The 19,241-nt window shown below is 49.7% G+C and carries 15 protein-coding genes and 1 pseudogene; 12 read left to right on the forward strand and 4 right to left on the reverse strand.

Annotation, left to right across the window (positions count from 1 at the left end):
* The first annotated feature begins 9 nt into the window (after nucleotides 1-9).
* The 4 genes from rpsC to rpsQ are packed head-to-tail and all read left to right on the forward strand — an operon-like array spanning nucleotide 10 to nucleotide 1,575.
* On the forward strand, nucleotides 10-714 hold the full coding sequence (gene rpsC / locus AC566Q_RS01330; RefSeq protein WP_273641841.1) for a 30S ribosomal protein S3: 705 nt from the start codon (nucleotides 10-12) through the stop codon (nucleotides 712-714).
* 2 nt (nucleotides 715-716) lie between these two features.
* On the forward strand, nucleotides 717-1,127 hold the full coding sequence (rplP, locus tag AC566Q_RS01335; RefSeq protein ID WP_105935539.1) for a 50S ribosomal protein L16: 411 nt from the start codon (nucleotides 717-719) through the stop codon (nucleotides 1,125-1,127).
* Nucleotides 1,127-1,318, forward strand: coding sequence for a 50S ribosomal protein L29 (gene rpmC / locus AC566Q_RS01340; RefSeq protein ID WP_070177562.1), 192 nt, complete (start codon nucleotides 1,127-1,129; stop codon nucleotides 1,316-1,318). Before rplP ends, rpmC begins: the two co-directional genes overlap by 1 nt.
* Nucleotides 1,318-1,575, forward strand: coding sequence for a 30S ribosomal protein S17 (gene rpsQ / locus AC566Q_RS01345; protein WP_070177563.1), 258 nt, complete (start codon nucleotides 1,318-1,320; stop codon nucleotides 1,573-1,575). Before rpmC ends, rpsQ begins: the two co-directional genes overlap by 1 nt.
* Before the next feature lie 478 nt (nucleotides 1,576-2,053).
* Here the strand turns inward: rpsQ and AC566Q_RS01350 are convergent, their stop codons facing one another.
* Nucleotides 2,054-3,106, reverse strand: a complete 1,053-nt coding sequence (locus AC566Q_RS01350) for an NAD(P)-dependent alcohol dehydrogenase (RefSeq protein ID WP_499612858.1) — start codon at nucleotides 3,104-3,106, stop codon at nucleotides 2,054-2,056.
* Between the two features lie 165 nt (nucleotides 3,107-3,271).
* Between AC566Q_RS01350 and AC566Q_RS01355 the strand changes: the two genes are divergently transcribed.
* Nucleotides 3,272-4,192: an AraC family transcriptional regulator gene (locus tag AC566Q_RS01355; protein ID WP_499612860.1), complete on the forward strand. Its 921-nt coding sequence runs from the start codon at nucleotides 3,272-3,274 to the stop codon at nucleotides 4,190-4,192.
* On the opposite strand, the gene AC566Q_RS01360 is transcribed toward AC566Q_RS01355, so the two are convergent.
* The 3 genes from AC566Q_RS01360 to AC566Q_RS01370 form a co-directional block, all read right to left on the reverse strand.
* Nucleotides 4,189-5,175, reverse strand: a complete 987-nt coding sequence (locus AC566Q_RS01360) for a proline iminopeptidase-family hydrolase (RefSeq protein ID WP_499617320.1) — start codon at nucleotides 5,173-5,175, stop codon at nucleotides 4,189-4,191. The genes AC566Q_RS01355 and AC566Q_RS01360 overlap by 4 nt on opposite strands.
* Before the next feature lie 69 nt (nucleotides 5,176-5,244).
* Nucleotides 5,245-6,327: a glycosyltransferase family 4 protein gene (locus AC566Q_RS01365; protein ID WP_499612862.1), complete on the reverse strand. Its 1,083-nt coding sequence runs from the start codon at nucleotides 6,325-6,327 to the stop codon at nucleotides 5,245-5,247.
* A gap of 2 nt (nucleotides 6,328-6,329) precedes the next feature.
* A complete protein-coding gene (locus AC566Q_RS01370; protein ID WP_499612864.1) occupies nucleotides 6,330-7,313 on the reverse strand; it encodes a glycosyltransferase family 9 protein in 984 nt (327 codons plus the stop codon).
* 143 nt (nucleotides 7,314-7,456) lie between these two features.
* On the opposite strand from AC566Q_RS01370, the gene AC566Q_RS01375 reads away from it, so the two are divergent.
* From AC566Q_RS01375 to AC566Q_RS01405, 7 genes and pseudogenes are all read left to right on the forward strand, one after another.
* Nucleotides 7,457-8,764 carry a 3-deoxy-D-manno-octulosonic acid transferase gene (locus tag AC566Q_RS01375; protein WP_499612866.1) on the forward strand — a complete coding sequence of 436 codons (1,308 nt, stop codon included), beginning with the start codon at nucleotides 7,457-7,459 and terminating at the stop codon, nucleotides 8,762-8,764.
* 41 nt (nucleotides 8,765-8,805) lie between these two features.
* Nucleotides 8,806-9,363: a hypothetical protein gene (locus AC566Q_RS01380; protein WP_499612867.1), complete on the forward strand. Its 558-nt coding sequence runs from the start codon at nucleotides 8,806-8,808 to the stop codon at nucleotides 9,361-9,363.
* A 590-nt stretch (nucleotides 9,364-9,953) separates the two neighbouring features.
* Nucleotides 9,954-12,242 (forward strand): annotated as a pseudogene (locus AC566Q_RS01385) (prolyl oligopeptidase family serine peptidase).
* Nucleotides 12,243-12,617: 375 nt separating this feature from the next.
* Complete coding sequence (locus AC566Q_RS01390; RefSeq protein WP_499612869.1) at nucleotides 12,618-13,442, forward strand: WD40/YVTN/BNR-like repeat-containing protein; 825 nt, start codon at nucleotides 12,618-12,620, stop codon at nucleotides 13,440-13,442.
* Between the two features lie 4 nt (nucleotides 13,443-13,446).
* Nucleotides 13,447-15,912 (forward strand): efflux RND transporter permease subunit, encoded by a 2,466-nt coding sequence (locus AC566Q_RS01395; protein ID WP_499612871.1) that lies wholly within the window; start codon nucleotides 13,447-13,449, stop codon nucleotides 15,910-15,912.
* A 39-nt stretch (nucleotides 15,913-15,951) separates the two neighbouring features.
* Nucleotides 15,952-17,835, forward strand: coding sequence for a DUF1302 family protein (locus tag AC566Q_RS01400; RefSeq protein ID WP_499612873.1), 1,884 nt, complete (start codon nucleotides 15,952-15,954; stop codon nucleotides 17,833-17,835).
* Between the two features lie 13 nt (nucleotides 17,836-17,848).
* The gene (locus AC566Q_RS01405) at nucleotides 17,849-19,171 is read left to right on the forward strand and encodes a DUF1329 domain-containing protein (RefSeq protein ID WP_499612875.1); all 1,323 of its coding nucleotides are present in this window, start codon (nucleotides 17,849-17,851) and stop codon (nucleotides 19,169-19,171) included.
* The last annotated feature ends 70 nt before the right edge of the window (nucleotides 19,172-19,241 follow it).

Below are 19,241 nucleotides of genomic sequence, written 5' to 3' on the forward strand. Positions count from 1 at the left end.
GAGTAGATAATGGGACAGAAGGTACATCCTACAGGTATACGCCTGGGTATCAGTAAACCATGGACTTCTACCTGGTACGCTAATACCGCAGATTATGCAGATAACCTGTACAATGACCATCAGGTACGTCAGTACCTGACAAAACAACTGAAAAACGCTTCACTGTCTAAAATCGTGATCGAGCGTCCTGCTAAGAGCATCCGTGTGACTATTCACACTGCTCGTCCAGGCGTAGTAATCGGTAAGAAAGGTGAAGACGTTGAAAAGCTGCGTAACTATGTTTCTAAGCTGGCCGGTGTGCCTGCTCAGATCAACATTGCTGAAGTACGCAAGCCAGAGCTGGATGGTCAGTTAGTTGCTGACAGCATTTCAAGCCAGCTGGAACGCCGTGTAATGTTCCGTCGTGCTATGAAGCGTGCGGTTCAAAACGCAATGCGCCTTGGCGCAAAAGGTATCAAAGTAGAAGTTAGCGGTCGTTTAGGCGGTGCAGAGATTGCACGTTCTGAATGGTACCGTGAAGGTCGTGTTCCTCTGCACACTTTCCGTGCGGATATCGATTACGCGACTTCTGAAGCGTCTACTACTTACGGTATCATCGGCGTAAAAGTATGGATCTTCAAAGGTGAGGTTCTGGGCGGTCTGCCTACAAACCAGGAGCCGGCTGCGCCAGCTCAACCTAAGAAGAAAGGCCGCAACGCTAAGCGAGAGGGCTAATCATGTTACAACCAAAACGCATGAAATTCCGTAAAATGCACAAAGGCCGCAACCGCGGTACAGCTGCGGGAGCGACTGTTGCCTTTGGTACTTACGGTCTTAAAGCGGTTGGTCGTGGTCGAATGACTGCGCGCCAAATTGAGGCTGCACGTCGTGCCATGACTCGTCACGTTAAGCGTCAAGGTAAAATCTGGATTCGGGTTTTCCCTGACAAACCAATTACTGAGAAGCCTCTTGAGGTTCGTCAAGGTAAAGGTAAGGGTAACGTTGAGTACTGGGTATGCCAAATTCAACCTGGTCGTGTTCTTTATGAGATGGAAGGTGTTCCTGAAGCTCTGGCACGCGAAGCGTTTACTTTGGCTGCGGCAAAACTGCCATTTAAAACAACCTTTGTAACTCGGACGGTGATGTAATGAAAGCAGCTGAACTGAAAGAAAAAAGCGTAGAAGAGCTGAATGCAGAGTTATTAAACCTGCTACGCGAACAGTTCAACTTACGCATGCAGCATTCAACTGGCCAGCTTGAAAAAACCGACCAGTTGAAGAAAGTGCGTCGCAGCATCGCGCGTGTTAAAACCATTCTGACTCAAAAGGCTGATGCGTAATGACTGAGCAAAAAATTCGTACAGTACAAGGTCGTGTGGTTAGCAACAAAATGGATAAAACCATTACTGTTGCGGTAGAACGTTTTGTAAAACACCCTATCTACGGGAAGTTCATCAAGCGTACTACTAAACTGCACGCTCATGACGAAAGCAACGTGTGCAACGAAGGCGATACAGTTACTGTTCGCGAGTGTGCACCCATCTCTAAGAACAAATCTTGGATGTTGGTTGACGTTGTTGAGAAAGCTGGCGTTTAATCGCGACTTTCTAAGCGTTTAAAAAAAGCCGCTCTTTGGAGCGGCTTTTTTATTCTCTTCGATACGTACAGACTTGCAGAATAAGGTGTTTAAGCTGGATTATTAGCTAAAGCCTTGTTAAGTCGAGTATGGGCAGATTAACTTGCTGATAAAAAAGATTTAAAAAGAGGTCTTTCTTCAGTTAAGTTTATTTTTATGCTGTATTAAGTAAAACTTTATATCTGATATCTACGTTTTTAAGCCTATATTCCATTCAAAGCAATGCAGCGCCCATTTTTACAAAATCAGGATTAAGGTTGATTTTGAGAATAGTTTCTATCCTCATGAATATTATGATTTTATTCTATTAAAATTGAGACTTTTAAAACTGTGTCAAAAATAAACAGCTACACAGTTTTCTATTTGTCTCTTTCAAACATAGATAGTTAGCTATGCAAAGGCGTAGCGCATGGCTTGCCACCTTTGCAAGCTGTTTGAATCAGCTATTTCTGAGGCTGTTCATATCAATAACAAAGCGGTACTTCACATCACCTTTCTTCATTCGCTCATAAGCGGCGTTGATGTGCTGAATGTCGAGCATTTCGATATCACAGCTAATGTTGTGAGCAGAACAAAAGTCCAGCACTTCCTGAGTTTCTGCCAGCCCGCCAATCAGCGAGCCAAGAATCGAACGCCGTTTCATAACCAAAGCACCAGTGTTAAGAGCTGGTTCCAGCGGCGTTAGTTGCCCTACAACAATGTGTGTACCGTTGTATTTCAGGCAATTCAAATAGGGGTTAAAATCGTGTTCAACCGGAATAGTATCAAGCAGATAGTCAAATTGCTCCGTTGCGGCTTGCATCTGTTGGTCGTCGGTTGAGATGATCACGTGATCCGCACCTTGCTGTAGTGCTTCCTCTACTTTTGACTCTGAACGGGTGAAAATAGTGACTTCTGCGCCCATGGCTTTGGCAAACTTAACGCCCATATGCCCCAGACCGCCCATACCCAGTACGCCAACCTTGTCGCCCTGTTTAACACCCGCGTATTTTAACGGTGAGTAAGTGGTAATACCGGCGCAGAGAATCGGCGCTGCAGCCGCCGGATCCAGCCCATCAGGGATAGCCAGAACAAAGCGTTCTTTTACCACAATCGACTCGGCATAACCGCCCTGGTTAGGTGTGCCATCGATACGGTCTGTACCACCGTATGTACCATGAATACCTTCATCACAAAACTGTTCCTGGTGGTCGTCACAGGCCGGGCAGGTCCCGCAGGAGTCAACCAGACAGCCCACACCCACGGTATCGCCTACGTTGTATTTGCTTACTTGTGGGCCTACTGCCGTAACGGTGCCGACAATTTCATGGCCGGGAACAATCGGGTAGCTTGTGCGTCCCCAGTCATTTTCGACGGTATGAATATCTGAATGACACACGCCGCAATAATCAATACTGATGGCAACATCATCATCCCGCAGTGAGCGTCGTTGAATCGTTAATGGGTTTACCCCTGAATCCGGGGCGGTGGCTCCGTAAGCTTTAGTGTTCATTATATATCCTCATGGTGTAAGACGGTCTATTGTGCGTAATTAACCGTATCAAAGCTTTAACATTCCTCCATTGATTTTGACTATTACTCTAAACAAGTAGTGTTTTGCTGGTTAATGTCCCCACATCGTTGCATAATTCTCTTTGTCACTTAGGCAGGAATTACTATGTCCATCAGCAAAGAAATGCCGTTAACAACAACTGGTGTTAGTCACCCTTACCATCTGACCCTGCTCGACAAGGTTAACCAGTTATTACCCCGGGAAGGGGTTATCACAACTGCCATACCCGGCCTCACGGTATTCCATAGTTGCCACCACCGTCCTGCTCGTCCGTTTATTTATAACCCTGGAATAGCTGTTGTGTTGCAAGGCCATAAAATTGGCCGCGTGGGTAGCCGCGAGTTTCATTACGGACCTGGTCAGTATCTTTTGCAAACCCTGCCAATCCCTTTTTACTGCGAAACCATCGGGAGTAGAGAATCGCCCGCCATTGGTGTTCGTATCGATTTCGATCCGGCAATCGTCGCCGAATTGGTGCAGGGCCTGCCTGGGACGTGTATGGAATCTGACCGTCTGGAGCCTACAGTGTCAGTCCCCATGCATAGCGAGATGGCCTATGCAGTAGTCAAGCTGCTGGAGGGTGGGGCAGATCCGGCTGTTGCCGCAGTTTTAGGGCGTGCACGGCTTAAGGAACTCACTTACGAAGCGTTAAAAGGCCCCCACGGGTATGCGCTTAGAGCGCTTGCTGCCGATGGTGGGCATTACGCGCGGATAGCCCGTTCGCTGAAACAGATTTCGGCTAACCTGGATGGTGAATTTAATGTCACTACCCTGGCCAGGGAGGCAGGCATGAGCGTATCAGGTTACCACGCCAGTTTTAAACAGATAACTCAGACATCGCCCATCCAGTACCTCAAACGTTGCCGGTTGCTAAAAGCGCAGGCCATACTGAGCCGCCAAAGTTGCGGTGTGTCGCAGGTTGCCAGTGAGGTGGGCTATACCAGTATTTCTCAGTTTAGCCGTGACTATAAAAAGGCCTTTGGTTATCCACCTACCCAGGAACAGGGGATTGGTATTCCGGCCTAGTCCGGGTCGTGCCGTTTAAGCCAACTGGTTAATATCGCCTGCGTGATTACCGGTCGGTCACCGTAAAAACCGTGCGCACCGCCTGGTACAACCGCAAGTTCAGCCCCCGGGGTTAAAGCCAGGTAATCCTGGACCGTATCGATGCGGGCTGAGTCGTACTGCCCAATCATAAACAGGGTTTTAGCCGGATTGACACGGCTGAGTAAGTGGGTTGCATCGTAATGCTTTAATACCCCGGTAGAGGAAAATTCACTGGGGCCCCACATGGCGTTGTAAATCACCGGATTGAAGCCATTTCCGCCGACATTGAGGTAATAATCCCGTTCAGCCTTAGTTGCCGTGCCCGGTGTGTAGAACGCGGAATATAGCTTGGTATAAGCCGCGCTGCACTGGTCTTCCTCAGGCGGTTCTGCCGACTCGCACTCACGTAGTGTTTGCTGTACTGATTGTGGCGCTGCTTTAACCAGCAAGTTAGCATCCATGATCCAGTGCGGGGTAGAGATAAACGTACCGCCAAGGACAGTGGATACCACCTTGTTGGGGTACCTGGCGGTATATTCCAGTGCCAGTGCCGATCCCCAGCTGTGACCCACCACATGCCAACGTGGAATATTCAAGTGTTGGCGAATAGTCTCGATAGATTCAACAAACCTTTCTACGCGCCAGTTGTCCGGGTTGTTGGTTTGCTCAGACTTGCCGCTGTCGAGCTGGTCGTACATGATCACCATGCGGTTATCTGCAAGACCAGTCATACCGGCAAAGCCGTTGTGTGTGCCGCCGGGCCCGCCATGAATAAAGATAACCGGTATCGCTGCCTTATGGGCTAAACCGTTAAGCCTGACATACACTTTGCCGCCTTCCACCGGTACCATTAATTCCTTTTCCGGCGGCGCAAAGGGGGGTGTGTCAGCATAAACCGGAGGAACAAAAAGCAATACCAGAGTCAGTAGCAGCGGCGATAACATTAAACGGCTGGGTTTCATCACAACGGAACCTATAATTTGAGTGGTCCCCGCCAGTATAAAAGGGTTTGAGTTTGTGCTCCAGCCGGCCTATCCCTTAATTTGTTGATACAGACTTAAATATCCATTTGCCATAGCGTTAGTAGAAAAGTGAGTACTAACATGCTCAAATAGAGAGTCACCGTAGTTATGCCTTAACGCGTCATTGTCCAGGGCAGTGCATATGGCTGCGGCTAATTTTTCTGAGTCGCCGGCCGGCGTCAGCCAGCCAGTTTGCTCGTGCTTTATAATTTCCGGAATACCCCCGGACGGGCTGGCGATCACCGGTACTTTACAGGCACCGGCTTGCAACAAAATAACGCCAAGGCCTTCGGCATGCGCCGGATGTACCAGCAAATCAATATTGGGCAGTATTCTGGCCACCTGTTCGGTAAAGCCGCACAGGCGAACATTATCGCTTATCCCTGCCTGGTCTATCTGACGCTGATAAACGTCAGCCAGACCGCCTTTTCCAAATAGTAAACAGATAGTGGCAGGCTGCATTGCAATAACCCGTTTCATTGCCGCAATGATGTCGCGCTGACCTTTGCGGTCGATAAACTGGGCGAAGTTTGCCAATACCCGGTACCCCTCTGGTATGGCAAACTGACGGCGAAACCAGTCGGGGTCTGCAGCATAATGAAACTCCGAGAAGTCCACCGATGAATGGATGACCTGTTGAAGTACCGATGCCGGACAACGCTGCGAAACCACTCTCCGCACCCCTTCAGAAATACTGATAACGGCTTGATACTGGGCATATTTCAGGCAGCTTATGGCAGACTCCGGGTTATCAACCCGCCGCGTACAAATAGCTGGTATACCAGTATATCTGGCTATTATTGCGCCCCAGAGATCGGCACCGCGACGACTGTGTACATGTATAACGTCAGGTTGTAACGCCCTGACCAGCCCGGCCAGACGCCACAAAATGCTGATGTCCGGTTCACCTGCGTAGGGCAGCGCGTGTGTTTCACATTCACTAAGACCCAAAGCGGCAATGTCACTGCCTTCAGCACACACCAGGTGTTGTTCAACGGTGTTGCTTTGTACAGCAATCGCTTTAATCAGGTATTCCACCTGTTTGGCACCGCCATACAAATGCCGGCCCAGTTCCAGATGCATAACACGCATGGTTATTGCAGTCCTTGCAGTGTGCTGAACACCTGCTCGGGGGTGATTGCCTGCATACAGTCAAAACGGCCGTCACAGACAGGGCGACGCTTGCAAGGGGCGCAACTTAAGTCTGCATACAGAATACGGGCATGAGGGTTCTGGGTTCGCGTATACGGCCGGGTCGAACCGAAGATAGCCACGGTGGGGCGTTGATAAACCATGCTCATGTGCGTCAGGCCGGTATCAACACCGAGAAGCGCCGCGCATCGCTCAATTACGGCAGCACTCTGAGTTAAGCTTAATGAGCCAGCCAGGCTATGGCAGTGTGAATTACCGCCGGCAAGATGCTCAGCACTGTTCTTATCGGCCGGCCCACCAAGGATTATCACCTGATACCCATCCTTTCCCAGCATAGCAATGAGTTCGTGCCAGTAGGGCAGTAGCCAATGCTTCTGAGGGCGCGTTGTAAAAGGGGCGATTACGATAAAGTTGCCGTGAAAGCCTCTTTCTTCCAGAAGGTTATGCACAGTTACCCGATCCTGCTCACTTACCTGAAGGGTAAGTTGATAAGGTGAGTTACTAAACTTACTGGCCAGAAATTTGTACTCGCTGCTAATGTCATCTGACAGGGGCTTATCGAAAGCCTCGGTTAAAAACCACTGACTGTGTTCCTTACTGTTGAACCCTACCCGTTTATGCGCGCCGGTGAACCAGGCTAACAATGCACTCTTAAGTAATCCCTGAGCGTCAACAACCAGATCGAATCGTAAAGCTCTTAAGCTGCGCCGAAACTGTAGTAGCGCCTTAAACAGCGCAATATATTGTCGTGATTTAGCCAACGCCCGCCATTCCTGTTTTGGCCAGGTAATAACGTTATCTACATCCGGGTGGCCCGCCACCAGGGCGGCATAGGGGCTTTCAACCAGCCAGGATATAGTCACATCGTTGTCAAAATGCTGTTTTAAGCTGGACGGCAGACCTGAGGCCATTACAATATCGCCCATTGCACTTAACCTGATGATAAGCACTGCGGGTTTGGTGGCACTTGATGACATGCAATAAAAATAAACGTGAGAAACCTGTGTGTCAGTGAAACAAAACTTCACGACATTTTGATGACGGCCAGCATAACGGTGTACAAGGCAACATGAGCAAGCAACGCGCAACATATTCTCCTAAGTGGTATCAGGACGCCTTTCGCTGGCTCTACTCCTGTATTCTGGCACTGCTCATTCCATTTGCTTTTTTCACTCTTATTAAACGCGACATGACTCGCCAGAAAGACTATAACCGCCGCCGCTTTGAGCGGTTTGGCTACGTGGCACACGCACCGAAAGCCAATGGCTATCTGTTTCATTGTGTGTCGGTGGGTGAGGTGGTCGCGGCGTCGGTTCTGATTAAACGCATTATGCAGGAGCAGCCAGAGCGCCAGATAACGGTTACCACTACCACGCCTACCGGTTCGGCCCGGGTTCGTGCAATTTTTGGTGATAAGGTGCATCACTTTTACCTGCCCTATGACTTACACATGGCCATGGCGGGCATGTTGAGACGGATTAAACCCAGCGTGGTTTTTATCACTGAAGTTGAGCTCTGGCCTAACCTGATCCATGCCTGCTGGAAACGTGACATTCCGGTACTGGTGGTCAATGCCAGAATGACCGATCGCTCGGCGCGGCGGTATGCGAAGTTCCCCATCCTGTTCGAGCCAATGCTTAAAAAACTGGCCCATGTGTGTGCGCAGGGCGACAGGGATTATGCTAACTACCGATTTTTAGGCATGCCGGAAAGTAAGCTCACGCTGACGAATAATATTAAATTCGACCAGGCCTCTGCCCTGGATGCCTCTGTAAGCGGCTTTTTAGGGCTGGAACACAGTAACCGGAAAGTTCTTGTGGGGGGAAGTACCCATGACCCTGAGGAAACGGTATTGCTGCAAACCTACCAGGCGGTCAAAAAACAGTGTTCGGAGCTCTTGCTGGTACTGGTCCCCCGCTATCCTGAGCGGTTCGAAACAGTAGCCCGACTGATCCAAAAATCCGGCTTAACCATGACACAAAGTGCGTCGGTCGACAGTGTATCCGATGATTGCAACGTGTTGCTGGTGAATGAAATGGGTAAGCTCAATGCGGTGTACAGCGTGGCCGATTTTGCTTTTGTCGGCGGCAGTATTGCCGATCGAGGAGGCCACAATGCGCTTGAACCGGCAGCCAGAAAACTGCCGGTTATAATGGGACCGAATACCTACAACAACCCGGTGATCTGCGCCAAATTAGCAGAATCCGGTGCACTGTTTATCGTTGACGATGCTGATGCCATGACAGAGCTTACTCTCGCCTGGTGCAATGATGCTGATGCCGCTGAACAGGCTGGCCTTGCCGGTTACGCCGTGCTGGCGCAAAATAGCGGTGCGCTGGATAAAACAATGAAAGTTGTTGAGTTATATAACAACTGATAGGCTAAGTCCTGTAGTGATTTTTCTTCAGGGCTTTGATTATGCAAGGAAAGCGTGTCTTCTACCTGATGCTATTGAGCAGCATCCTATTGTTTCTGGCCGGCTGCGCAGCCACCAGTGTTTCCTCTCAAAAACAAGATACCGACAAACTGGTAGAGACTAATCAGGGCTACCTGCTGATTGGTCTGGTTAATGATTACGATCTACAGGCACTTTATGTGTGGGGCGAAGAAAACCTCAAACTTACCCACGAAGATTTATCCGCCGGTGAAAATTATATTCTGTTACCGGTGAAAGCATGTGAGTATCATTTCGGTCGCATCGATTACAACTTCTATTACCGCACCAGTCTCAATGAGGACGAGTGGCGTTTTGAGGTTAAACCGGGGCGGATTAATTATGTCGGGCATTTAACGGTTGAGCAGCCTTTTTATTACTTCTTTGCCAATCACATCGAGCTGGAAAACAGAGCCGCCAATGCACAGCTGTTCATGGAAAAATATTTCCCCGGGTTACTAACCAGTCGTGATATGTTTTATGCTGGCCTGGGCCAGGACCGTTTCTACTCCCTGATAGCCGGGCTGGAGGAGCAGCAATGAGATGGACGCCGTGGTTATTCACTGTAGTGAGTCTATGGGGATATGCCCAGGATGACGCGGGCAGAATCGCTGCGCCGGTACCGGCAATAAGTTTGTTTACCAATCAACAGTTCAGCGCACCGGCGTTATCGCCGGATGGTCAGTACATCGCCTTGTTTGAAATGACCGAAGAAGCCGCTCAGGTGGGGTTGATTGAACGTTCTTCAACAAACTATGTACCGCTGCTCAACCTCGGAGCCGGTGGCAGACTGAAGGAATATTTCTGGCTCTCATCAAATCATCTATTGTTCACCGGTTCTCTGGTAAACAATGGTAAGCGACAGGATGTCAGGGTAACGCTGGAAGTGATAGCCACAGACGGCGCTGTTAGCGACATAAAAGCTCACGTAGTCAGGGTAGATGGTTACATAATGGGGCAGGCCGGTGAGGATCCGAAGAAAGTGCTCTTTACTACCACCAGCCGTGGCGGCAATACAGAAATCTATGTAGTGGATCCTGTCAGGCTGGCTGATCCCAATTGGTCTGGTAAAGACAGGATCCGCAACTTGCCCGATGATATGGTGCGCTACTTCTATGACGGCGGCGCAGATATGTTACTGGGCCTGAGCTACGATGATGAAAACGCAACATATACCATCAAGTACCGCAAGCTCAGAGGCGAGTCCTGGCAGGTAATGCTCAAAGACTTTAATACCGACTACACTTTCGAGCCCATGGGTTTTCTCAACGACTCTCAAATTGCGGTACTGAGTGATATTGCCACCGATAAAATCGCTTTGTACCTGTATGACATCCCCACCGCCACTTTTTCCGATGTGTTATATGAGCACGAAAGTTATGATCTGGTCTCTGCGTCCATTGATCATAACAGCGGTGAACCGGCCAGCGTACGCTACTATAAAGGTGGTGAAATGGTAGTGGAGTACCTTAACGCTGTGCAGGAATATCATCAGGCACAGCTAAATCAAAGCGTGCCGGGCCGTCGCTTTACACTGGCAGATTACAGTGCAGCCGCTGATGTGTATGTGGCGGTGGCCTGCGCACCGGATGCGCCAACCGATTATTATTTGTTTGATGTTGCCAGACAGGAAGCTCGGCTCCTGTTCTCAGTGCAACCGGAACTGGATGACTATAAATTCTCCAGGCCACAGGTTTATGAAGTGATCTCGGCCGGCAGTAAGGTTGAATCTTATTACTACCCTCCGGTCGGGCAGGTTAATGATGTATTGCTTGTCATGCCTCACGGGGGCCCGGTTGGCGTTCGTGATACTACAGAGTTTAACCGCCTGACTCAGTTTTATACCACCCGTGGATACGCCGTTTTACAGGTAAACTTTCGTGGTTCCTTTGGGTTTGGTAAAGCGTTCAGAGAAGGCGGGGTAGGCGAATTTGGCCAGCAAATCGAGCAGGACATTCTGGCCGCTGTGAAAAAGGTACAGCAGGTTGCGCCGGCGCAGAACATCTGTGCTATGGGCTCAAGTTACGGTGGCTATTCTTCGCTTATGTTAAGCATTTTGCATCCTGAGTTGGTGGACTGCGTTATTTCCCGTTTCGGGGTATACGACCTGCCCTTGCTATTTAATCAGAGTAACCTGAAAACCAATAACGCATGGGCCAGCCAGGTGTCTTAAACCGTGGGGGAGTACAGCGAGGATTTATATCAGATATCACCACTTTATCTGGCCGAAAAAATCGCCACGCCGCTGCTTATCACAGCCGGTTACAACGACGAGGTTGCTACCTTTGAGCACACCCAGCGACTGGACTATGTGCTGAATAAACTGAAGATCCCTTTCGAGCATGTGTATTACCACAATACCGGCCACGGCCACCCGACATGGCAGGGAGATATTCATGAGAACGTTATTATTGATGATTTTATCCGGCGAACGCTGGGGCTGGAATTGCTCGATTTAAGTACACAGCCGGATAACGTTCAGGCTGCGCTGGTGAAAGACTTAACCGTGGCAGCAGATACGTTTTATGCCAACGATTTGGTCGACCGCGATGAACGAAAAGCGTTTGAGTACTACCAGCGAGCGGCAGCCAGTAATCACCATCAAGCGCTGTACAAACTGGCGCTGGCAAAGCTCAATGCCCGCGAGAAACTTTATCCCATCGACGAAATTATTCGTTTACTTAACCAGGCCGCCGGGCAGGGAAGCGCAGATGCAGCGTATTTTCTGGCCACAGCTTATTTGTTTAACGATCGGTTCAACAGCAATCCATCGCTGGTAAGGCAAACTATGCTCAAATTCCCGGACGATAACGAAGACAGCAGTGGTAAGTTGATTGGCATGCTTTTTAAGTGCCTTTATCCGTCCGCCAGCGAAACAGCGCAGAGCTGTGCAGAGGCTTTTGCAATGATTCCAGCCCAGTCCAGAAAGAGCCATGATCCGCTGATACGGCAAATGATTGCGCGTTTAATCACATCACAGCAGTTAACGGAATCAGAAATAGCCACCATCCTCAACAGCTATCACGCTATTACCACATCGAATATTGATGCTGAACTGGTTGAAGCGGGCAGGTTGGTCACTCAGGCGAATGGCAATGACGCTTACCAGACAGAGGTACGAAAGCTAAACATCGGCGATCGTTTAGGGGTTAAGTTTACTGTCTCAGCCGGCGAATTTTTTGTTCAGGCCGATGAGCAACTCGGCGTTGTTGTGCAGTGGCTTGGTGTTAGTGAAGATGGCACCACCCGGGTGTTAAAAAATATGTTGTTTAATGGCTCGCCCAAACAACTCAATTATTTCAATTATTGGGGGGCTACCTTTGAAATCGGGGCGTACGATGCCACTTTTAAAGCCATCAAACTGGTAATCAGAGACGTTCACAATCAGCCAAAACTGGAACACCTGTTTCAGGTTGACTAGCCGGTTTCTGATTGGATCAATCCATCAAATTTAATGAAATGAATAACTTCAGCAATTCTTATTTTATCATTTCATTAACCTTTTCTTGTTTTGTAGCTCCTTGTTTTCCTTACAAATTTGTAAATTTTTCCGTATAAACTATTGATCTAAATCAACTAATAATTTTATTTTTCGACCTGGCACCGCCTTTGCTTTTGTTGGCTTAATGTTAACAAAATATTATTAAAATAATGAAATTAGGTGAATATAAGATTCGGTGTTGCACCAAAGTCATTGCTTGTAGTTTCTTAACCCGGCTGTGAAGCTCCCTTAAATCTGGCAGCCGTTGAAGCCCAACGAGCGCAATCCATTCAACGTATCGATTTTTATCAGTCCATGGTGGCTAACGGTGATGAACTTATCGCCGTGGGTAATAATGGTCTGGTTATCTCTTCTGCAGATGGCGAAGTCTGGCAGCGGCAAATCCTCGAGGGTGCAGCGTCATTGTTAACCGTCGATGCCTGCCCTTCCGGTGAGACAATCGCTTTGTCATTTGATAACAACATCTGGTTGAAACAGCCCCAGGCCAGTCAGTGGCAATCAATCGCTATTCCCACTAACGAACAACTGATGGACGTAACCTGTGCGCCGGACGGAAGCTGGTGGGTTGCGGGCAGCTTTTCCACCATTATGCACAGCACCGATAGCGGCGCTAACTGGCAGACATTCTCTCTTCAGGAAGATGCCATCATTACCAATATCGCCTTTTTGAATGACACCGATGCGGTAGCAAGTGCCGAGTACGGGATGATTTTATCCTCCACCGATGGTGGCCAGAACTGGGATGTAACAGGCTTCCTGCCTGACGAGTTTTACCCCCATGGCATGTACTTCACATCGCTGGAAAGCGGCTGGATAAGCGGCCTTAACGGCTACATTTATGCCACCGAAGATGGCGGCGAAACCTGGTCAAAAGAAACAGTGGATACTGCCGTTCCGGTTTATCAGTTGGTTGCCGCCAATGACCAGCTGCTGGGACTGGGCGAAAACACCACGGTGCTTCGCCGCAACGCTGCCGGTAGCTGGACTACCATTGTTCCCCCTTCTGCGCCTGTTTACCTGCGGGCGGCTGCTACCTCTGCCGACGGCGTCACTCATGTTGCCGGCGGACGAGGTGTATATCTGGCTCTGACTTCATCAATGACTGGTTCGAAGGAGTAATACCATGAATAAGCCAAAGCATAAGTTTACTCACGCACTGCACGAACTCGAACTCAGCCTGTTTCGTCATCCGAAAACCGTGTTGCTGGTGATCCTGGCCCTGACATTGTTTTTTATGAGCCGGATCCCCGCGCTCAAGATCTTCACAGATTTTTCTAACCTGCTGCCTCAGCAGCACCCCTATATACAGTTACACAACAGTATCAAAGACAGCTTTGGTGGTGCCAATGTGCTGGTGGTAGGCATTGAGTTTACCGACGGCGATATTTTTACCAACGAGAACCTGAAAAAGATTGACCGTATGACCCAGGCGATTGATAGCCTGCCCGGGGTTAACCACAATCTGGTTTCCAGTGTAACCCACCGTAACTCACGCCATATCTGGCTTACAGAAGTAGGAAGTATTAACTCACAGCCCTACTTCGATGCGACTTCAGGCGACTACAGCCAGGCGCAACTAGACGAGATGCAGGCCAATATTGCGGCGAACCCGAGGGTCTACGGCCCGTTGGTGTCTCCTGACTTTAAGATGGCGCTGGTTAAAGCTCAGTTAATCGAAGGGCAGCTGGATTACGCCGGTACCTTTGAGAAACTGCAAAAAATCCGTGAGCAGGAAAAACAAGCTGGCATAAACATTTATGCAACCGGGCAGCCGGTGCTGGTGGGCTGGGCGTATACTTACCTTGATCAAATCGTGCAGATTTTCTTCTTCACTATCCTGATCATGCTGGCGTTACTGATTTTTCATTTTCGCCGTGCATACGGCGTGCTTGTGCCTCTTGGCGGCGTAATGGTCTCAACTATCTGGGGTCTGGGGATCATTAGTCTGCTCGGTTATAACCTGGATCCTCTGGGTCTGGTCATTCCCTTCCTGATCGCCGCCCGGGCCATGAGTCATGGTGTGCAAATTGTAGAGCGTTATTACGCTGAGGTGACCGTTTACGGAGATGGGGCTATTGCCGCTAAGGAAACCTTTAATAGTCTGTTCCGCCCCGGCACACTGGGAGTGGTGTCTGATGCTGTTGGTTTGCTGTTAATTGCGGTTGGCTCTATACCACTGAATACTCAGCTTGGTTTCTACGCGTCGCTGTGGGCAATCACCGTGGTGTTTACCGTGCTGGTAGGCGTACCCGTGCTACTGACCATTCTGCCAACACCGAAAAATCCAGAACTCAAAGAAACCTTTTTGCGCCACATCGGTGCTAGTTGCTCGCGTCTGGTCGGCAGACCGGGCGCGGCTCGCAGCTTACTGTTAGCGGCTGCAGCGTTTATGGCACTTGGTTTGGTGAGCGCATCTAACGTACAAATTGGCGATTCGGAGCCTGGCTCGCCTATCTTGTATCCACACCACGACTACAATGTGTCGTCACGGGTGGTGAACGAGCAGTTCCCCGGCTCAGAAGAGTTGTATATTGTGGCCGAAACCGATGAGCCAGGTGGCCTTAAACGCCCGGAAGTGCTGAAATCGCTGATAGATTTACAGCAGCACATGCTCAGCGACCCCGAAGTGGGTGGCAGCAAAGGCCTGACCGATCTGGTGATGCAGGTTAACCGTCTGATGCACAATAACGACCCGCGCTGGTACCAGATCCCTCATGATAAATCTTATGTGGGCGGGCTGATGTTTACCTATATGGCGTCAAGCCCCATCCCCGGCGCTCTGAATGAGTTTAATGATACCGATGATCGTATTGCCAACCTGGTGTTTTACTACAAAGACCGCCAGGGCGAAACGATCCGTCGTGCTATTCACATGGCCAAAACCTGGATTGCCGATCACGGAGATGATGTAGAAGGACTCACTATCCGTCTAGCTGGCGGTACACTTGGGGTAGCGGCAGCAATGAACGAATCCGCTTTTGAAACCAACCTGATTGTGCTGCCCAGTGTATTTTTGCTGATTTTCATCTTTGTGATGGTGTTTTACACCTCATGGCATGCCGGCGTAATGATGCTGATGACCATGATGTTTGCTACCACTCTCACTTACGCCTACATGGGATTATATGGCCTTAGTATCGATATCAACACCGTCCCTGTAGTGGCGGTGGGGATTGGCGTTGGCATCGATTATTCCATCTACATGATGGACCGCATTCGCGAATTTATGGCCCGTACCCAGGATCTGACAACCTCTGTACGCCAGTCAATTGCCACTACCGGGATGGCGATTAGCTTTACCGCCGTCACCCTGATGGCCGGGATTATCATGTGGGTCATTCTCTCTGACCTGCGCTTCCAGTCCGACGCCGCCCTGCTGCTGTGCGTCATGATCGTAATCAACGGGTTTGCCGCCATGTTGCTGGTACCAGCATGGGTATTGGTGTTCAAACCCAAATTTATCGTCAATGTATACAGCGACGAAGATGGTGTGCTGTATGCCGATGGCGAATCTGCCAAACAACCAACCACGCATAAAGACGTTGGCGACGAAGGCGGAAGTCTAGCCGGAAACGTAAGCCGCGCGTAAGCGGCACTTTCCTTACACATTGCTCCAGAGGATATTAGGATGCACACAATAAAACCCAATAAGTATTGCTCCATATTGCGTCGCTATGCGCTCCCGACGTTGCTGTTATGCGGCACGGGATCGGCAATCGCAGAAGATGCAAGAGTTAACGGCTTTATCGAGAACGCGACTTACGTTCGCGATAATGTCGGATTGTCTAAATTCAGAAATACCCTGCAAATTGAGGCCGAAAAGCAGTACGGCAACAAGGGGATGTTCAGTAACGTATCGGTAAGCGGTACGTTTCGGGTCACCTATGACGGCGTATTCGACCTTAATGATGATGAATACGGCGACAACGCCGGCGGCCCCATAGCACTGGAAAACATTGCGACCGGGCCGGGTACCACTGTCCCCTTTGGTGAGGGGATTCCGTTGCCATACACTTTTGATGTGGCCAACCACCCTAATGAGGGCATGATAGTGCTGGGCCAGGCTCTGCATGAGGCTAACGGCGGCGTAACTTTTGGGGTACCGGTTCGCCCGTGTGATGTGGACTCCCGCGGCTGTATTAACGGTTATCTTGACAAGGATGGTGATGAATTACGCTCACCTGAGCTTAATGACCGCCTGGACTTCATCCGTGAGTTATATCTGGATTTTGATATTTATACCGACAGCGGCAGCGTGCTGAGTACCCGCCTGGGTAAACAGCAGGTTATCTGGGGGCGTACCGATTTATTCCGGGTACTGGACGTTATCAACCCGGTAGATTACTCGCGTAACAACATTTATGACGAGCTGGAAGATATCCGTATCCCGATGTGGATGCTAAAAATGGATTATCGGATGGGGGCAACAGAAACCTTTGATGATATTAACCTGCAGCTAATCTGGAATTTCGACCGTTTCCGCCCGCATGACTTAGGGCAGTGCGGTAACCCTAACGTGATTCTGGATGCAGGTTGCTTGTTCCGTGGCATGAAAACCCTGTGGGACTACGGCGGTACGGTGTCTAACTTTGCCGGCGGTGTCGGCGCAACAGATTTTGGCCCCGGCCAGATTGGTTTGCGTCAGGCACATATGCCTAGCTGGAGCCTGTCAAACTCGCAGGTTGGTGTAAAATTTGAAGGTATTTTAGGTGATTTCGGCTTCTCGTTGAATGCCCTGCACTACCGCTCACAGCTACCATCGTTGCGTGGTGGTATACCTGCACAAAATTCCTATACCGGTGAAGTGGGCGTCTGGCCATCGCTGATAGCCTTTGATGTCCATTTCCCGCGGGTTACCTTGCTGGGTGGCTCAGTCGATTATTACTCACAGGGCATTGATACGGTGTTCCGGGTGGAGGCGGCTCATACCTCAGGAGAGGAGTTCGCGAACACTATGCGTGAAGAGCTGTACTCCGAGTCAGATGTTATTCGCTACGTTATTGGTGCCGATAAAAACATCTTTATTCCGTTCCTGAATGATCGCCGTGCTTTCCTGTTCTCAGGTCAGATTTTTGGTCAGCATCTGCTCGACCATGAAGAAGAGCAGCGAGCCCTGGGTCCGGTGGGTATGCCTGACTGGGACGAAAACTGGACGGCTACCCTGTTGATTAAAGGCTGGTGGATGAATGACCGCCTGAGCCCGCAAATATCGGCAGCCCACGACTTCCGCGCCGAAGCATCGGTTATCTCTTTTGCGGTTGAATATATCGTTAACGACAACTTCAAAATTACTGGCGGGGCCAACTTTAAGGTCGGTACCGGCGCCCGTTCTTACGATGATTGTCGCACCTGTAATCCATTCTCACCCTTTACCCAGGCATTTCCAGAACATCCGGATGGATATTCACTCGGCCTTGGTGGCTATGAACCTATGGGACGCTTTAAATCCGGCCCCATCGGCATGGCACAAAAAGAAGATGAGCTTCAGTTAACGCTTCGTTATAGCTTCTAATAGGAATTCAATTATGACTCTAAAGATAAAAAAACTATCAGCATTGATTATCGGGGGCGCGCTTTCCTCTCTGGCGGGCGGTGCACTGGCTGCCTCTGAAGTAGTGGAAAAATCGTTTTATCCCTACAAGGCAGATACCCCTGAATTTACCGGACTGACTCCGGGCATGGTCATCGACCAGTCAAACGTAGAGCAGTTCAAAGACATCGTCGACCCGGCTTATTACAACTTTATCTCCAGCGGTATGACCTCTATCACCGTAGACGAAACCACCTCTTTTGATTTGCATGAAAACTATGTCAAAGCCACGGAAGACGGGCTGGGTAAGGTAAAGCTGGGTGACAAAGTGGGTGAGATCAGTGGTTGGGTGGCAGGCCGCCCGTTCCCTGAAGAGCCGGACATGAATGACCCTCGCGCCGGTGAGAAACTGGCCTGGAACTATAAATACGGTTACAACTGGGGCGACAGTGGTTCCATCTATCCGACGTACTGGAAGTTCCGGGACATGGAGTCGGGCAAAATAGAGCGTACCATTAAGTTTAATTTCCACTTCCTTAACTTTAAAGGCCGGGTTAACCACGAGCCTAAACCAGAGATTACGCCTAACCCGTCGGACTTATTCCGCGCGACCTATGGCATGGTGCTGGAACCGTCGGACGTGCGTAATACGCAGTTGCTAATTCACCGCTCAAGCGACGACCTTAAGCGTGATAACTCCTGGTTATATCTGGGCTTCCAGCGTCGGGTAAGACGTCTGGCTACCGGTCAGGTAACCGACGCCTTTCTGGGCTCAGATCTGATGATTGAGGATTTTGAGGGGTATAACGGTCGCGTTTCCGATATGAAATGGACCTATAAAGGCACTCGTAACATCCTGATGCCATTCTACAATCACAATGATCTGGAACTGGACTCTGAGACTCACCAGGATGACGATGGCTTTGAAATGGTTGCCTTTAGTGGTCAGGGAGGCTGTTTCCCGAATATTACCTGGCAGCTGCGTAAGGTCTATGAGCTGGAATCCGTTCCTGTGAACGATTCACACCCGTTGTCTAAGCGTGTTCATCTCATTGATGCACAAACCTTTACTATTCCGCGTACGATCTCTTACGACCGTAAAGGGTCTATGTGGAAGTCGTATACTATCGGTCAGGCCCACCCTGATCACCATCTGGCCATGAATAAGGGCTCCGGTGTGTCTATTGACGATGCCGTTAGTATGGTGGATGTGCAGGCGAATCACTGCACCACTGCGCAGTTTAAAGGGGTGGTCGATCCCAGCCTGTCACCAGTGACCAAGTTTAATACGCAGTATATGCGAGCCTCGGGCAGTTAATTCAGTCGACCATCTTGGCATCCGAACCATGCCAGGTTCCTCCTCGGATAATGGCTAACTGAATAAAGGA

The sequence above is a fragment of the Alteromonas sp. H02 genome (assembly GCF_059682525.1).